Below are 15,926 nucleotides of genomic sequence, written 5' to 3' on the forward strand. Positions count from 1 at the left end.
GTTACCTCCGGGTGAAAACGTAGTGGTGTGCGGGATCGAATCCGGCGGGGAGCCAGTCCGGCGATCCGAAGAGCGGTTCGAGGGCGCCGCGCAGCGCGCCGCGCCAGGCGCGGGCCGTCGAGGGAGCCTCCAGCCGCATCCGTTCGATGTCGGCGGGGATCTGCACCACGACCGTGTCGGCGTTGGTCGCGCTGGAGTCGTAGACCGGCCGGCCGTCGGCGTTGGCGAGCAGCAGCGCTCCGGCGCCGTCCGTGCTGACCGGGGCTGGCCGCTCCGCCGGGTCGAGCGCCCACTCCACGAGCAGCCGGTCGCTCTCATCCCCCGCGTTGATGCCGTCGGACATGGTGCCGTAGCAGTTGGCGATGTAGCCGCTCAGCGTGGCGCCCAGCGAGTTGAGGTTGAAGTGCGCGTTGCGGGCGATCAGCGGGTCGTAGGTCCAGCGGATGGTGCCGATTCCGCGTTCCAGGCACCACTCCCGCTGGTGCTGCTTGAGCCGCCGGCCGATCCCGCCGCCGGCGATGTCGGAGCGCACCCCGGCGATGTGCGAGTGCAGCGCGGAGCCGGCCGGCTCGGCGAAGAAGCCGACGCAGCCGCCCACGATGCGGTCCCCGGCGAAGGCGCCGGACACGTAGTTACCGCTGTGCTTCAACGCGATGAGCATCGACAGGTCGAACATGGTGTGTCCCGGCTGCGTTCCCCAGATACTGTCGAAGACCGCCACGAGCTCGGTGAGCTCCTCGACCGTCGTGAGTGACCGCACCTCGGTGATGACGAGCGCGTCAGCGTGACCCGGCATGGTTGCCTCCCCCCAGCACAGACTGTACAAGCGCGGCGACAAGCGCCGTGCGCGGGGCGAAACCGGCCACCACGGCATGCTCGTTCTCGGCGTGGGCGCCGCCGCCCCAGACGCCGATGCCATCGAGCGTCGGCACTCCCAGACCCGCGGTGAAGTTGCCATCGGATGCCCCGCCGACGGCGATGCCCCGCAGCTCCGGCAGTCCGAGCACGGTCGCGAGCCGGTGCGCCTCCGCGAAGAGCGCGGCAGAGGCGCCGGCCTCCAGCGGCAGGCGGTTGATGCCGCCCTCGACGCGCAGGGCGGAGCCGGGCACGGCGGGTGCGATGGCGCGGATGGCCGCGTCGAGGCGTTCCTGGGCCGCCGCCGAGTGCGAGCGCACGTCGACGGAGACGGATGCCGCGGCGGGCACGGTGTTCGTGGTGGTGCCGATCGCGGCGCGCGTGGGCACGACGCTGAGGCCCGGCTCGCTGCCGTGCAGCGCGGCGATCGCGATGATGGCGTGGGCGAGCGCGACGCCGGCGTTGACCCCCTTCTCCGGCTCCAGGCCGGCATGGGCGGCGCGCCCCTCCGCCTCGACCCGGTACAGCGAGACGCCCTTGCGCTCCACCTTCAGCTCGCCGGCATCGCCGCCGGCCTCCAGCACCAGGGTGGCCAGGGCTCCGGCCGCCGTCTGCTCGATGAGTTCGCGCGAGCTCGGCGAGCCGAGCTCCTCGTCGCCGGTGATCAGCAGGGTCACTCCGTCGAGGGCGGCATCCCCGCCCCGCTCGCGGAGCAGGCCGAGGGCGTGGATGGCCACGGCCAGCCCGCCCTTCATGTCCACGGCCCCCGGGCCGCGCAGCACGCCGTCGGTGACGGCGGCCGGGATGCGCGCCAGCGTGCCGAGCGGCCAGACGGTGTCGTGGTGGCCAAGCAACAGCAGGCGGGTCTCCGCGCCCCAGCGGGCCAGCACGTGCGTGCTGCCGCCGAGGACGATCTGTTCGGCGCGGGCGCCGAGCCGCTCGGCGAGGAGGGCGGTGACGGCATCCGCGCTGCGCGCGACGGCGACATGGTCGGCCGACGGCGATTCCACCTCGATGAGGGCGATCGCGTCGGCCAGGATCTGCTCCAGCCGGTTCTCGGCGGATGCGAGCAGCTCAGTCATTCGACACCACAGCATCCGATACCTCGGGGAATGCGCGGCTGCCGAAGTGCAGCAGGCGCCCGCCCTCGTGCTCGACCAGCCAGACCCGGGTCCATCCGGGGCGACCGGCCGCCCCGGCGGCGAGGTGGCCGCCTGCGCCCGGGTGCACGGTGAACTCGGTCGTTCCGGCCATCTCCTCGCGGCCGGACGGGTTCCCGCCGTCGACGCGGGTGGCCACCAGCGCGCCATCGGTGACGGCCAGCGTGATCTCGGCCGACGCGTCACGGTAGCGCCCGGCGAGGGCTGCGGCGGTCTCGGCGTCGACGGGCTCGAGTGAGCTCGCGGCGAACGGCGCCGTCATCCGGGCCCCGGCGATGCTCTGGGCGATCTCGGCGAACAGCTCGTCGCTGGCCGCGGTCATGAGCCCGCCGTTGGTGAGCAGCACGAAGGCCACCCCCTTCGACGCAATCGCCCGGGCAAACGCCTGCTGGCCGATGGTGCCGCCGTCGTGGCCGTGCACGCGCACGCCGTTCCAGTCGTACTGCAGCCAGGACAGCCCCATGATCTCGGCGACGCCCTCGGAGTCGGAGACCTGCTGGTCTTCGAGCATCAGCCGGTGGCCGGCGGTGCTGAGCAGCCGGGGTTCGGCCGACATCGAGTCGGCCAGGAACGCGAGGACGTCATCGACCTGGGCGCTGATCAGCCCGGCGGGCCGGGCCGAGGGCACGATGCTGGTCTGCGTGACGGGAGTGGCGCTGCCGCTGCGGGCATCGCCGCCGTGGCCAAGCGCGTGGCGGAACAACATGGTGTCCTCCTGCAGCATCGTCGTCGCGCCCAGGCCCAACGGCTGGAGGATGCGCTCGGTCACCACCTCGTGCCAGTAGGCGCCGCGCAGCACCTCGATGATGCGGCCGAGCACGACGAACCCGGTGTTGCAGTACGACCAGTTGACGCCCGGTGCGAAGTGCGAGGTGACCTCGCCGAGCGAGTCGACGAAGAGCTCGACGCAGTCGTGGCCGCGGCCGGTGTCCGTGAAGATGTCGCCGTCGATGCCGCTGGTGTGGGTGAGCAGCTGGCGCGGGGTCACGGTGGCGGAGGCGTGCGCGTCTGCGACGGTGAATCCGGGCAGTACCGCGCGCACGGGGGCGTCGAGGTCGAGCAGCCCCTCCTCGACGAGCTGCATGATGAGCGTGCCGGTGTAGACCTTGGTGATCGAGCCGATCTGGAACAGCGTGTCATCCGTGACGGGAACACCGGTGGCCGTGCTGGTGAGCCCGGCAGACACGACGGTGGTCTCCGTTCCGGAGCGGGTGGTGGTGAGGATGCCGAGGGCGGCACCGGGAATGCCGTACTTCTCGATCACGGTCTCCAGACGGGTCTGCCAGTAGTCCCGCTCGACGGTGGCCGCGGCGGGCGTCGGCGACAGGTGCCGCTCGAACCAGTCGACCAGGCGGCGGCTGTAGTCGACCCGGTGCGACGGGGGCCCGACCAGCACGAAGGCGTGCGAGCCGCCCGGGTAGAGCACGAGCTCCGACTCGACGCCGGCGAGCAGCAGCCCACCGTGCCACTGCTCGGCCTGGAGCGCGGGGCAGAGCAGGTCGGCCGCGCCGTGCAGGATGAGGGTCGGCGCGGTGACCTGATCGACCCGGTCGAGCGGCGACAGCGCGCGCGCCCGGCCGCTGCCGCGACGGAACTCGAGGTGGTCCAGCAGCACGCCGTCATCCGAGGCCCCGGTGAGGTGGGCGAGGTCGGCCACCAGCCCGCCGGCGACGGCCACCGCGAAGCGGTCGGTGAACGCGGTCAGCGCGCAGGTCATGAAGCCGCCGTAGCTGTAGCCCGTGACGAGCAACTGGGCCGGGTCGGCGACGCCGTCGGCGACGAGGGCATCGATCGGCTCGAGCAGGTCGGGCAGGTCGGCCTCGCCCCAGGCATCCTGCACGCCGTTGAAGAAGGCCTGGCCGTAGCCGTCGCTGCCGCGCGGGTTCAGCATGAGCACGGTGTAACCGCGGGCGACGAGCTCCGCGTGGTGCGGCTGCATGATCGAGGGGGTTCCCGTCCACGCGTTGTGCGGTCCGCCGTGCACGTCCAGCACGAGCGGTCCGGCCTGCGTGAGGGACGGGTCGCGCAGGGTCCAGCCCTGCACGCGGGAGCCGTCGGAGATGTCGAACCAGCGCTCCTCGGCGACCGGCACGGCGACGCCGGCCAGGGGCGCGCCGAAGGAGGTGAGCGCCACCGGCTCGCCTCCGGCGATGGGCACCTCGACGATCTCGCCGAAGCTGCTCTCCGTGGCCAGCACCGCGCGGACAGAGCCCTGCGACGCGGCGAAGCCGGACACCACGCGCTGCGCGCCGCCCAGGATCTTTCGTGCCGGGCCGCCGGCGATGGGCACGGCGTGCAGCTCGGTGGAGCCGCCCTCGCGCAGGCAGAACAGCACCTCGCCGTCGGCGGTCAGCGTCGGGCGGCCGCCCGGGTAGGCCATGCCGCCCGGCATGACGTTGCGGTCGAGCGCCGCCGTGAGGCTGACATCGGCGAGGGCCGGGTCCAGGTGCAGCACGATGAGCTCGGCGTTGCGGATGCCGGGGGCCTCCGCCCCGACGGCCAGCACAGCGTCGCCGGCCGGTGCCCAGAGAAGCGGCGCGTGCACGGCACGCGAGCGGCCGACCGGCAGCGCCGCGGCGGTGCGATCGGTCAGGTCGATGACGAGGACGCGGGTCTCCAGGGTGCGATCCGCGTCGGCGTCGATCCCGGCGCTGAAGGCCAGCTTCCTGCCGTCCGGTGAGTAGGCGGCCTCCGAGGCGTCCCAGTCGCCATCGCTCAGACGGGTCAGGGCGCCGGAGGCCAGGTCGAGCTCGAACAGGTGGGCGCGGGCCGATCCCCGGGCGCCGACGCCGTCGACCTTGTGGCGGAGGCCGCGGGAGACGAGGGCGGCAGCGGATCCCCGGGACACGGTCGCGGAGAACGCGACCCGGGTGCCGTCCGGCGAGACGACGGGGACGCCGGCGCCCTGCGGCAGCCGGGCCGCGGTGGTCAGGGGGCGAACAGCGCCGCCGTCGGCGTTGATGGCGTGCAGCTGCGCGGTCCCGCTCGCGTCCGGGCGCAGGAACAGCACGTCGCCGGTGGCGGAGTTCCACACCGGGTTGCTGTCGTTCGGCCCCTCGGTGAGGGCGCGGGCGGCGCCGTCTGCGCCGATCAGCCAGAGCGAGCTGGTGTTGCTGTCGCTGGCGCGATCGTTCGCCTGGCGCGCGAAAACGGTGCGGCCGGCGGCATCCGTGGCCAGGCCGGCCGGGATGACGACGTCCAGGTAGTCCTCGATCGTCGCCGGTCGCGGGGCGGCCTGCTGTGCGGGCAAGATCTGGTCATTCATCGGAACATCGGCTCCCCGAGTTGTGGAATCGCGGCCATGAGCTCGCGCGTGTACTGGTGTTGTGGGTTGTCGATGACGTCGAGCACGGGGCCCGACTCGACGAGTTCGCCGTGCCGCATGACCGCGACGTGGTCGCAGACGTAGCGCACCACGGCGAGGTTGTGGCTGACGAAGAGCATGGTGAAGCCGAGCTCCCGCTGCAGCTCGAGCAGCAGGTTGAGCACGGCGCCCTGCACCGAGACGTCCAGCGCCGAGGTGATCTCGTCGGCGAGCAGCACGCTCGGCCCGGCGGCGAGGGCGCGGGCGATCGCGACCCGCTGGCGCTGGCCGCCGGAGAGCACGGACGGGTAGCTGTCGGCGCGGTCGGCGCCGAGGCTGACGGCGTGCAGCAGCCGCTCGACTTCCCGCGTGCGCGCCGCGCGGCCGCGCCGCGCGCTGCGATCGCGGCGTTCTGCGGCGCGCAGGGCCTCGCCGATCGACTCGCCGATCGTCATCCGCGGGTCGAGGCAGGAGGACGGGTCCTGGAAGATCATCTGGATGCGGCGGCGGAGCCTGGCCGTCTCCCCCCTGGCGCCCACGACGTCGACGCCGTCGACCAGGATCCGCCCGGAGCTGGCCTCGACGAGGCCGACGGCGGCACGCGCCAGGGTGGACTTGCCCGAGCCCGATTCGCCGACGAGCCCCATGATGCTGCCCTGCGGGATCGTCAGCGAGACTCCCTTGACCGCGTGGAAACGGCTCGCGCCGGCGCCGAAGTGCACGTGGACGTCGTCAAACTCGATGGCGCTCATCGCACTGCCTCCAGCGGGCCGGCCGCGAAGGTGGACCGCAGCTGCTCGTCGATCGTGGCGAGGGGCACCCCGCGCGGGCTCGTCATGGTCGGAACGGCGGCGAGCAGGGCTCGCGTGTACGGGTGGCTCGCGTTGCCGGCGACCAGCTCGCTCGTCTCGATGTCCTCGACGATGTGCCCCTCATACATGACCAGGATGCGCGTGCAGACGCTCGTGATCACGGCCATGTCGTGCGAGATGAGCAGCAGCGCGGCGCCCGTCTCCGCCCGCACATCGCCCAAGAGCGCGAGCACATCGCGTTGCACCGTCACGTCGAGCGCGGTGGTCGGCTCGTCGGCGATGATCAGCGCGGGCGCCCCCATCAGCCCCATGGCGATCATGGCGCGCTGGCGCATGCCGCCGGAGAACTCGTGCGGCAGTTGGCCGGCACGGCGCGCCGGGTCCGGGATGCGCACCTCGCCGAGCCGGGCGACGGCCTTGTCGTGCGCGGCGCCCTTGGAGAGGCCCTCGTGCAGCCAGCCGATCTCGGCGATCTGCGCGCCGACCCTGAGCGCCGGGTTCAGCGAGGACATCGGGTCTTGGAACACCATGGCCATGCGCGTGCCGAGCAGCTTCGCGAGCCGGCGCGGCGACAGCTCGGCCGGCCGCACTCCGTCGCGGATGATCGGCACGCCGTCGAACTCGACGAGTGCCGCGTCGCTCGAGACCGGGTACTGGGTCAGCTGGGCGACGGCGAGGCAGCTGAGCGACTTGCCGGAGCCCGACTCGCCGACGATTCCGACGGCCTCGCCGCGGCGCACCTCGAAGCTGATGCCGTCGACGGCCCGCTTCCAGGCGGAACCGGCCGGAACGGTGACCGCGAGGTCGCGCACACGCAGCACGACGTCGTCGTGGTTCGAATCTGCGGCGGGCTCTGTCGCGGTGGCCCGGGTGCGGGCGGACGACAGCTTCGGCATCCGCCGCCCGGTGCCGCGGTGCACGCCGGTGCCGCGGGCGATCGCCTCCCCGGTCACGGTGAACACCAGTCCGGCCAGCACGACGGCGATGCCGGGCGCCAGCGCCGTGGCCGGGTTCACGAAGATCTTCGAGAGGCCCTCGTTGAGCATGCGGCCCCAGTCGAACTCGGGCGGCTGGATGCCGAGGCCGAGGAACGACAGGCCGGCGAACGCGATCAGGCCGCCGCCCAGCGAGAGGCTCGCGTTCACGATCAGCGGCTCGCGGATGTTGGGCAGGATGTGGCGGAACAGCAGCCCGGCCTTGGAAACGCCCAGGATGCGCGCGGCGTCGATGAACTCGCGCCCGCTGACCGAGGAGGTCAGCGTGTGGGTGAGCCTGGCGTAGGCGGGGGCGATCGCGACCCCGACCGCGAGCACGGCGCTGAGCGAGCCCTGGCCGAGCACGATCAGCAGGAAGATCGCCAGCAGCAGGGCGGGGAAGGCGAGGGCGAAGTTCAGCAGCGCGACGAGGATGCGCCCGGCCCAGCGCGGCATCAGCGCGGGGATCGAGCCGAGGATCACGCCCAGGCTGACCCCGATCGCGACGGCGCCGACGGCCATCAGCACCGAGAGCCGGGTGGCGACCAGGGTGCGGGCGAAGACGTCGCGGCCGGCGGCATCCGTGCCGAAGATGTGCTCGGCGCTCGGGCCCTTCGACAGGTTCAGCGGGTCGGACACCGCGGCGGCCTCGCCCCAGATCATGGGCGCGAACAGTGCGAGGCCGAACAACAGCACGAGACCGATCGCGGCGAGGATGCCGAGCGGTGAACGCAGTGTTCCGATGATCCAGTGGCTGCGCACGGGCTTCTGGTTCACGTCACACCTCCTTGATGGTGGAGCGGGGGTCGACGAGTGCGAGCACGATGTCGACGATGAGGTTGACGAGCAGCACCATGCCGCCGTAGACGACGACGAGGGTCTGCGCGAGTGGGTAGTCCTTGCCGGTGATCGAGGAGACCAGCGTCTGGCCGAGACCCGGCCACGCGAAGATGCTCTCGACGAGCACCGTGCCGGCGATGAGGGAACCGAGCATGAGGCCGGCCATGGTCAACGTGGGCGTGAGCAGGTTCGGCAGGGCGTGCCGCAGGTAGAGCAGGGCGGTCGGCATCCGCTTGGCGCGGGCCGTGCGAATGTAGTCGGCGTCGAGCACGCCGAGCGCCTCCGCCCGGACGATGCGCGACAGCGAGGCGATGCCACCGAGGGCCAGCGCGGCGACGGGCAGGATGTAGCTCTCCGGGCCGGTGCGCCCGGCGACGGGAAGCACGGGGACCGTGACGGCGAACAGGTAGACGAGGCCGACGCCGAACAGGAACTCGGGGATGACCGCGAAGATGCCGGATGTCGCGGTGTAGCCGATCTCGACCCCCCGGCGCCGCCCGCCACGGGTGAGCGCGGCGAAGGCGATGCCGATCGGAACGGCGAGGAGCAGCACGACCACGATCGTCAACAGGGCGAGCTCCAGCGTCGCCGGCAGCCGGTCAGCGATGACCTGCACCACGGGAATGTGCAGCTTGATGGAATCACCGGGGTTGCCGGTGAGGAGGCCGCCGATGAACCGGGTGTACTGCTCCCAGAGCGGCAGGTCGAGTCCGAGGTGCGCCCGCATCGCCTCGACGACCTCGACGGACGCGTTCAGGCCGACCGCCATGCGCACGGGGTCGCCGGGGATCAGCTGCAGCATGAGGAACGCCGCGGTCACGAGCCCCCAGAGAGAGAGAGCGAAGACGCCGAGGCGACGCGCCAGAAACGACGGCCAGCCGCCGCGCGCGAACCAGGAGGTTCGCGCGCGGACGGCCGGCGTTACAGCGGGAGCAGCGGTCATCGTGTTACTTGAGCAGGCGCAGCGCCGAACCGACGATCTGCGACCCGAAGGCGAGCTCGGCGTTCTGCAGGTAGGTCTTCTTCACCGTGTCGGCGAACGGCACGACCGAGGTCTCTGCGAACAGGGCCTTCTCGGCGTCCGCCCACGCCGAGCACGCCTCGGCGCCGACCAGGCCGGATGCCGTGGCAACGGCCGCGTCGTACTCGGCGTTCTCGATGCCGGAGAAGTTCAGGCCGTCGGCCGGGACCGGGCCGGAGAAAAACGGGACGACCATGCTCGGCAGGTTCACGTAGACCGGCTCCCAGGCGACATCCCAGCCGGTGTTGTCGGTGCCGGAGAGCAGCACCTCGACGGTCTTGTTCGAGTCGCCGCTGGTCAGGGTGACGTCGATGCCGAGCGCGGTCCAGGCCTGCTGGGTGAGGTCGGCGGCGGCGTCGTAGGTGTCGCCCATGGAGTCGTAGAAGAAGTTCAGGGCCAGCGGCGTGCCGTTCTTGGCACGGGTGCCGTCGGCGCCGAGCTTCCAGCCGGCGGCGTCGAGCGCGGCACCCGCGGCATCCGCGTCGAAGCTCGGCAGGTTGCCGGTCACGGTGTCGTCGACGCAGGCGCGCGGGTTGGTGGAGACGAGGCTGGTCGAGCGGTGGCCGCGGCCGCCGGTGATGACGCTGGTGAGGTCGTCGAGGTTCAGGCCCTGCACGAGCGCGGCGCGGACGGCCGGGTCGGACGTCGGGTTCGCCTCGTTGTGGTTGAAGAACATCTGACCGGCGATCGCACCGCGCTCGGCGGCGTTCAGCCCGGCGGCGTCGAGGCGGTCCTGGTCCGCGCCGGTGACGAGGGCGGCGTTGAGCTCGCCGGAGAGCAGCTGGTTGGCTGCGGTGCTCTCGTTGGTGACGATGGACACGACGACGGTGGCCGGAACGCCGGGCGTCTCGGAGGTGGTGTCGTCCGGGCCCCAGGAGTATCCGTCGCGGCGCTCGAAGGTGTAGTGGTCGTTGGCGACGGCCTCGGTGACGGCGAACATCCCGGAGCCCGCGGAGCTGGCGTCGATGGACTTCGGGTCGGCGAGGGCGGCGTCGCACAGGATCGGCAGCCGCGCCAGGTTCAGCAGCAGGAACGGTGAGGCGGCAGGGGTCGAGACCGTGACGGTCGCGCCGTCCACAGCGGCGGCGGCATCGACGGGCACGTACACGCCGCGCAGCGCCGAGCCGTTCGCCTCGTCGGTCACGAAGGAGATGTTGTCGGCGACCGTCTGCGCGGTGAGGGCGCTGCCATCGCTGCAGGTCACGCCGTCGCGGATGGTGAAACTGGCGGAGGTCGTCGTCTCCTCCCAGCTCTCGGCCAGCCAGGGGCCGATCTCGCTGGTCTTGTCATCGACGTTGACGAGGAAGTCGTAGCTGAGCATCGCGAGCTGGTGCGTGGGCGAGCCGGCCGTCATCAGCGGGTTCAGCGAGCCGGGGTCGGCGTTCAGCGACCAGGCGAAGGTGCCGTCGACGACGGGGGCCTGCGAGCCGGACGTGTTCGCGCCCGTGCCGGCGCTGCAGCCGGTGATCGCGAGGGTCACGCCCGCCGCGATGGCGAGGGGTGCGAGGAGCCGTTTCGTCATGTTGCCTCCATCGACGGATGGACCGTCTGTGTTCAGGGTGGGGTGATTGCGCTGGTGCTCACTCCATCGTGTCGGAGCCGGAACAGCGAAGCATCGTCGAGTCCGACGAATCGAGACAGAGATCCTGTCCGATCCGACAAGTGGGCTATCTGCTGCCGGGGGCGGTCGCCGCGAACAGGCGCAGCTGCAGCATCAGGCTGAACCGCATCTCCGGGTCGTCGAGGTCGATCGCGGCGATCTCGCTCAGCCGGCGCAGGCGGTAGCGGAAGGTGTTCGGATGCAGGCCGAGGCGGCCCGCCGCAGCGCCGACGTCGCCGAACGCGTCGAGCCAGGCTTCCAGCGTCTCGACGAGGGAGCCACCGCTGCCGGCATCGTGCTCGCGCAGCACCGCGAGGGGCCCGGTGACCGATTCGCGCTCGGCCGAGAGCGAGTCGGAGAGGCGCAGCAGCAGTGACTCGACCTGCACCTCCTCCGCGTCGGCGACCAGGCGGCGGCGCGGGCCGCCCGTCGACCAGAGCAGAACACGCAGGGCGCGGTCCGCCCCGGCGCGGGCACGCTGCAGGCCGGTCACATCGGCCACGGGCGCGCCGAGCCCGATCACCACGGACGGGCCGCGCCGGTAGCGCTCGGCGAAGGTCGTGGCGATCCGCCGCGCATACTCGGGGCCCGGGTGGCCCTGCGCATGCGGGAGCACCGCGTACACCGTGCCCGCGATCGGGGCGGCGACCGAGAGGGCGTGGATCTGGTGCAGGTACATGCCGAGCGAGTCGGCCAGGCGCTGCACGGCGTCCTCCTGCGCGATCGAGCTGGTCGCGGTGTCGGTGAGGCCGACGGCGAGCACCGATGTCGGCGCGGAGCCGTAGCCGAGCCGTTCGGCCGCCTCCTTCGCGCGCACCCCGCCCTCGAGCAGGTCGAGCACCTCGCTCACCCGCAGCCGCCTGGCCGCGTCGCTGCCCGCGCGCTGCCGGAAGAGGGTGATGGAGGCGACGGCCGCGGCCTCGACGAGCGCCGCCGACTGCATCTCGCTGGGCGGCTCGTCGACGATGGCCCAGATCGAGCCGAGCAGCTCGCGCCCTGCCCGGATGCGCACGGCCACGCGCGGTCGCACCCCCGGCCCGATCGAGGGCAGGAACACGGGTTGCGCCGACCGCTCAATCTGCCGGAACACGCCGGAGCTGGTGAGGATCTTCTCGTAGTTCGACGGCACCTGGTGCCCGAGCACGCTCTGCTTGCGCGCGTCATCACCCCTGGCCTGGTCGGCAGAGAAGGCGAGGATGCGGTTCGACGGGTTCTCGATGGTGACCGGCCCGCCGACCACCGCGGCGATGGAGTTCGCGAGGTCGAAGAGATCGGAGTCGGCCGCCGCGGCATCCGCTTCGAGCCCATACCGCGCCGGCTCCGGGGCGTCGACGAAGTAGGAGGCGAGTTGAATCCAGTCGGTGCCGGCCGGCGCACCGAGCAGGGCGACGCCGGTCGACTCGGCGAGCTGCTGGACCAGCGGGTCAAGACTCACCGGCTCGCGCACGACGAGTGCCAACGCGCCCGCGGCGGCGCACTCCAGAAGCGCGTCAGCGAGCTGCTCGGCGGTCTGCACGCCCACCCCCAACACGAGGTCGCCCTCCGCGAGCGCCAGCGCGCCGGGTTCGAGCAGCCGCACTCCCCCGAACTCGCGGGCGTCGAGAGCGACCCCCGGCAGTACGTGGGACAGGTCGAGCCGAGTGATGAGGTCGATCGCCGAGACCCGACGGGCCCCCAGATGGGCGGTCACGAGATGCCGGCGGCCAGCGGCTGTTGGCGGTCGATCGGCATGGGTTCAATCCTATGTCGGGGAATCACCCGGTCTATGTGATGCCCCGCTTGAAGGCGCGGCGCAGGCTTCAAGAGACGGGCAGCGAGACGTGTGGAGGCGTAATCATGGAGCGTGGCGATTTTGCAACTGAGCCGCCGGAGACGCAACCGCTAGACCTCGCCGAGCTCTTCGAACATCGCGCGAAAGCCGCCGATTCGAGCGTCACCCTGGGCCTCGACGCGGGCACAGACGAGGGCTAGCCGATGCGGCGGCCCGTTCGGGTTCGGTAGCCACGGTGTCCTCCCACGGAGCGGCGCAGGGCATCATGCCGGCGCGGTGGACTCTGGTGCCGCTCGCACTGGCCCAGTTCATCTGCTCATTCGCGGGTTCGAACATGAACGTGATGCTCAACGATATGAGCCGCGACCTCGACACGACCGTGCAGGGCATTCAGGTCTCGATCACGCTGTTCCTGCTGGTGATGGCCGCGCTGATGATTCCCTTCGGCAAGCTCACCGTGCAGCTCGGACGGAAGACCTGCTTCGTGCTCGGCCTCTCCGTCTACGGGCTCGGCGCCCTGCTCAGCGCGCTGTCGCCGGGGCTCGGGGTGCTCATCCTCGGCAACTCGATTCTGGAGGGGGCGGGCACGGCCCTGCTCATCCCCCCGGTCTACATCCTGGTCACCTTGTACTGGACGGGGCTGGCGGACCGGGTGCGCGCCTTCGGCGTGGTCAGTGCCGCCGGCGGGATCGGCGCGGCCACCGGGCCGCTGATCGGCGGCTGGATCACCGCCGCGCTCAGCTGGCGGGCGGCCTTCCTCTTTCAAGCCCTCGTGATCGTGCTGATCCTCTTCCTCGCGATGCGCCTGAAAGACCCGCTCCCGAAGGAGCCCGGCCGCCCCTTCGACGTCACCGGAGCGGTGCTCTCCGCGCTCGGCCTGATCATCTTCGTGCTCGGCATCCTGGCCGCCGACAACAACCTCCTCTGGTCGGTCGGCCTGATGCTGATCGGCGCCGCGGTGATCGTCGTCTTCTTCCGCTGGGTGCGCAGGCTGGAACGGCGGGGGCGCGAGCCGCTGCTCTCCACCGCGCTGTTCCGCAACCGGGTCTCCAACCTGGCCCTCGTGACACAGAACTTCCAATGGCTGCTGCTGATGGGCACCTCGATGCTCGTCGCCAGCCATCTGCAGGTGGTGCGTCAGTACGACGCGATCGAGACCGGCGTCATCTTCAGCGCCGCCACCCTCGGCATCCTCGTGTCCTCGCTGTCCGCGTCCTGGCTGGTCCGGCACTTCTCGCAGCGCGCGCTGATCATCTCGGGCTTCCTGGTCACGGGCGTCGGCCTCCTCCTTTTGCTCCTCGTCGGCGCCGTCCCGGGCGCCTGGCCGTTCGCGCCGGGCCTGCTGGCGATCGGGTTGGGCCTCGGCGCGACGCTCACCCCGAGCGTCAACATCGTCCAGTCCGCCTTCCCGGAGGAGACGCAGGGCGAGATCTCCGGGCTCTCGCGGAGCGTCTCCAACCTCGGTTCCAGCTTCGGCACCGCGATCGTCGGCACGCTCCTCGCGCTCACCGCGGTGGGGCCGGCCGACGGCTACCTGGTGGCGATGATTCCGCTACTCGCGGTCGCGCTCGGCGGCGCCGTCGTCGCCGGGTTCCTGCCCGGGCGCTCGAAATCCCCCTCGAACACAGGAGCATCAGCATGAACCGCTACCCCTCGATCGCCGATCACGGTCTGATCGGCGATCTGCAGACGACCGCACTGATCGCAACAGACGGCACGATCGACTGGTTCTGCAGCCCGCGCTTCGACTCGCCGAGCATCTTCGCATCGCTGCTGGACCACAGTCGCGGCGGCCACTTCAGCGCACACCCGCACGACGCCGTCTTCGAGACGAAGCAGCTCTACATTCCCGACACCGCGGTGCTCGTCACCCGGTTCCTCACCGAGAACGGCGTCGGCGAGCTGATCGACTTCATGCCCGTCAGCTCCGAGGCGCCCAGCACCCGGCACCGCCTCTTCCGGGTGCTGCGCTGTGTGCGCGGCGCCATGGACTTCGACGTCGAAATCGCACCCCGTTTCGACTACGGCAGGCAGCAGCACGAGCTGAAGGTCGCCGATCACGGCGTGACGTACACGGCCGGCAACACCCGGATGTCACTCAGCCTCATCCGCGAGCCGGATGACGAACGGCTGGCGCGCTGGCAGGAGACGAGCGACGGCGACCTGCACTTCTCGCTGAGCCTGGTGGAGGGACACATGCGCGGGGTGGTGCTGGAGACCGGCAGCGAGGCACCCCCGCAAGACGTGCCGGTCGCGACGGCCCAGCGGCTTTTCGATGACACCGTGTCGTACTGGCAGGACTGGATCAGCCGGTCCACGTACACGGGCCGCTGGCGCGAGGAGATCGACCGCTCGGCGATCACCCTCAAGCTGCTCACCTACTCCCCCTCCGGCGGGCTCGTGGCCGCGCCGTCCGCTGGCCTGCCGGAGCAGCTCGGCGGCGAGCGCAATTGGGACTACCGCTACACCTGGGTGCGGGATGCCTCCTTCTCCATCAACACCCTGGTGCGGCTGGGCTTCCTCGATGAGGCGGCGGCGTTCGGGCGCTGGCTGCGCGACCGCGTGGTGGAGCCGCTGGACAGCGATACCGGCCCGCTGAACATCATGTACCGGATCGACGGCGACCCGGACCTGCTCGAGGAGATCATCGAGGGCTGGGAGGGGTACCGCGGCTCGTATCCGGCCCGCATCGGCAATGGGGCGGCCGAGCAGCTGCAACTCGACATCTACGGGGAGGCGATGGATGCCATCTGGAACGCGCACCTCGCCGGGATCGAGTTCGGCCAGGCGGGGTGGCAGGCCATCTGCGATCTGCTGGACTGGCTGGCCGACAACTGGGACCAACCGGAGGAGGGCATCTGGGAGACCCGCGGAGGGCGCAAGAACTTCACCTACGGGCGGCTGATGTGCTGGGTGGCCTTCGACCGCGCCATCCGGCTCGCCGCCGCGTACGGCAGACCGGCGCCCGTCGCACGCTGGACAGTGGAGCGCGACGCGATCTACACCCAGATCATGGAGAAGGGGTGGGACCCGACGCGGCGAGCGTTCGTGCAGCAGTACGGCGAGCCCGTGCTCGACGCATCGCTGTTGAAGATGCCCCAACTGGGCTTCATCGCGCCGCGCGACCCGATGTGGCTGGACACGCTGGCGGCCATGGAGACGGAACTCGTGTCAGACAGCCTCGTCTATCGCTACGACCCGAGCGCCTCCCCCGACGGCCTGCGCGGCTCGGAGGGCACGTTCTCGCTCTGCACCTTCCTCTATGTCGACGCACTCGCCCGCAGCGGCCAGCTCGCCAAGGCCCGCATCACCTTTGAGAAGATGCTGAGCTACGCGAACCACCTCGGCCTGTACTCGGAGGAGATCGCGCTGACCGGCGAGCAGATCGGCAACTTCCCGCAGGCGTTCACGCACTTGGCGCTCATCGACGCCGCCATCACCCTGAACGACCGCCTCGATGAGGCGGCGGCTCGGGGCCGGCACTGACCCGACGCCGGACGCCGAGCGCACCGTGCGCGGCGAGAGACTGCCGATGCGGGCACGGGCTCTTTCGCGCGATCGGCATGATGCGGTGCGGCGCGTTCGCGGA

11 protein-coding genes are annotated in these 15,926 nt (G+C 71.3%); 3 read left to right on the top strand and 8 right to left on the bottom strand.

Annotation, left to right across the window (positions count from 1 at the left end; translation table 11 throughout):
* Position 1: 1 nt before the first annotated feature.
* The 8 genes from BLT62_RS15180 to BLT62_RS15215 all read right to left on the bottom strand — a co-directional run bounded on the left by BLT62_RS15180 (position 2) and on the right by BLT62_RS15215 (position 12,256).
* Positions 2-796 carry a GNAT family N-acetyltransferase gene (locus BLT62_RS15180; RefSeq protein ID WP_083364817.1) on the bottom strand — a complete coding sequence of 265 codons (795 nt, stop codon included), beginning with the start codon at positions 794-796 and terminating at the stop codon, positions 2-4.
* A complete protein-coding gene (locus BLT62_RS15185) occupies positions 780-1,937 on the bottom strand; it encodes a M20/M25/M40 family metallo-hydrolase (protein ID WP_156786382.1) in 1,158 nt (385 codons plus the stop codon). Before BLT62_RS15185 ends, BLT62_RS15180 begins: the two co-directional genes overlap by 17 nt.
* The gene (locus BLT62_RS15190; protein WP_083364818.1) at positions 1,930-5,280 is read right to left on the bottom strand and encodes a serine hydrolase; all 3,351 of its coding nucleotides are present in this window, start codon (positions 5,278-5,280) and stop codon (positions 1,930-1,932) included. The genes BLT62_RS15185 and BLT62_RS15190 overlap by 8 nt, the downstream gene beginning before the upstream one ends.
* Positions 5,277-6,071: an ABC transporter ATP-binding protein gene (locus tag BLT62_RS15195; protein WP_083364819.1), complete on the bottom strand. Its 795-nt coding sequence runs from the start codon at positions 6,069-6,071 to the stop codon at positions 5,277-5,279. Before BLT62_RS15195 ends, BLT62_RS15190 begins: the two co-directional genes overlap by 4 nt.
* A complete protein-coding gene (locus BLT62_RS15200) occupies positions 6,068-7,882 on the bottom strand; it encodes a dipeptide/oligopeptide/nickel ABC transporter permease/ATP-binding protein (protein ID WP_197675144.1) in 1,815 nt (604 codons plus the stop codon). Before BLT62_RS15200 ends, BLT62_RS15195 begins: the two co-directional genes overlap by 4 nt.
* 1 nt (position 7,883) lies before the next feature.
* A complete protein-coding gene (locus tag BLT62_RS15205) occupies positions 7,884-8,888 on the bottom strand; it encodes an ABC transporter permease (protein WP_083364820.1) in 1,005 nt (334 codons plus the stop codon).
* A 4-nt stretch (positions 8,889-8,892) separates the two neighbouring features.
* Positions 8,893-10,488 carry an ABC transporter substrate-binding protein gene (locus BLT62_RS15210; RefSeq protein ID WP_083364821.1) on the bottom strand — a complete coding sequence of 532 codons (1,596 nt, stop codon included), beginning with the start codon at positions 10,486-10,488 and terminating at the stop codon, positions 8,893-8,895.
* 145 nt (positions 10,489-10,633) lie between these two features.
* Positions 10,634-12,256: a PucR family transcriptional regulator gene (locus tag BLT62_RS15215; protein ID WP_197675145.1), complete on the bottom strand. Its 1,623-nt coding sequence runs from the start codon at positions 12,254-12,256 to the stop codon at positions 10,634-10,636.
* 146 nt (positions 12,257-12,402) lie between these two features.
* Here BLT62_RS15215 and BLT62_RS18360 point away from each other — a divergent pair, with 146 nt between their 5' ends.
* From BLT62_RS18360 to BLT62_RS15230, 3 genes are all read left to right on the top strand, one after another.
* Entirely contained in the window at positions 12,403-12,537 is a 135-nt protein-coding gene (locus tag BLT62_RS18360) for a hypothetical protein (RefSeq protein WP_269457787.1), read from the top strand.
* Positions 12,538-12,602: 65 nt separating this feature from the next.
* Positions 12,603-13,979, top strand: a complete 1,377-nt coding sequence (locus tag BLT62_RS15225) for an MFS transporter (RefSeq protein WP_083364823.1) — start codon at positions 12,603-12,605, stop codon at positions 13,977-13,979.
* Positions 13,976-15,823, top strand: a complete 1,848-nt coding sequence (locus tag BLT62_RS15230) for a glycoside hydrolase family 15 protein (RefSeq protein WP_083364824.1) — start codon at positions 13,976-13,978, stop codon at positions 15,821-15,823. Before BLT62_RS15225 ends, BLT62_RS15230 begins: the two co-directional genes overlap by 4 nt.
* Positions 15,824-15,926: the final 103 nt, after the last annotated feature.

This window comes from Microterricola viridarii (assembly GCF_900104895.1).
GTDB lineage: Bacteria > Actinomycetota > Actinomycetes > Actinomycetales > Microbacteriaceae > Microterricola > Microterricola viridarii.

Bases quoted from the DNA above. Each gene is read 5' to 3' on its own strand.
- BLT62_RS15180 (WP_083364817.1), bottom strand. From the start codon at position 796: ATGCCGGGTCACGCTGACGCGCTCGTCATCACCGAGGTGCGGTCACTC.
- BLT62_RS15185 (WP_156786382.1), bottom strand. From the start codon at position 1,937: ATGACTGAGCTGCTCGCATCCGCCGAGAACCGGCTGGAGCAGATCCTG.
- BLT62_RS15190 (WP_083364818.1), bottom strand. From the start codon at position 5,280: ATGAATGACCAGATCTTGCCCGCACAGCAGGCCGCCCCGCGACCGGCG.
- BLT62_RS15195 (WP_083364819.1), bottom strand. From the start codon at position 6,071: ATGAGCGCCATCGAGTTTGACGACGTCCACGTGCACTTCGGCGCCGGC.
- BLT62_RS15205 (WP_083364820.1), bottom strand. From the start codon at position 8,888: ATGACCGCTGCTCCCGCTGTAACGCCGGCCGTCCGCGCGCGAACCTCC.
- BLT62_RS15210 (WP_083364821.1), bottom strand. From the start codon at position 10,488: ATGACGAAACGGCTCCTCGCACCCCTCGCCATCGCGGCGGGCGTGACC.
- BLT62_RS18360 (WP_269457787.1), top strand. From the start codon at position 12,403: ATGGAGCGTGGCGATTTTGCAACTGAGCCGCCGGAGACGCAACCGCTA.
- BLT62_RS15225 (WP_083364823.1), top strand. From the start codon at position 12,603: ATGCCGGCGCGGTGGACTCTGGTGCCGCTCGCACTGGCCCAGTTCATC.
- BLT62_RS15230 (WP_083364824.1), top strand. From the start codon at position 13,976: ATGAACCGCTACCCCTCGATCGCCGATCACGGTCTGATCGGCGATCTG.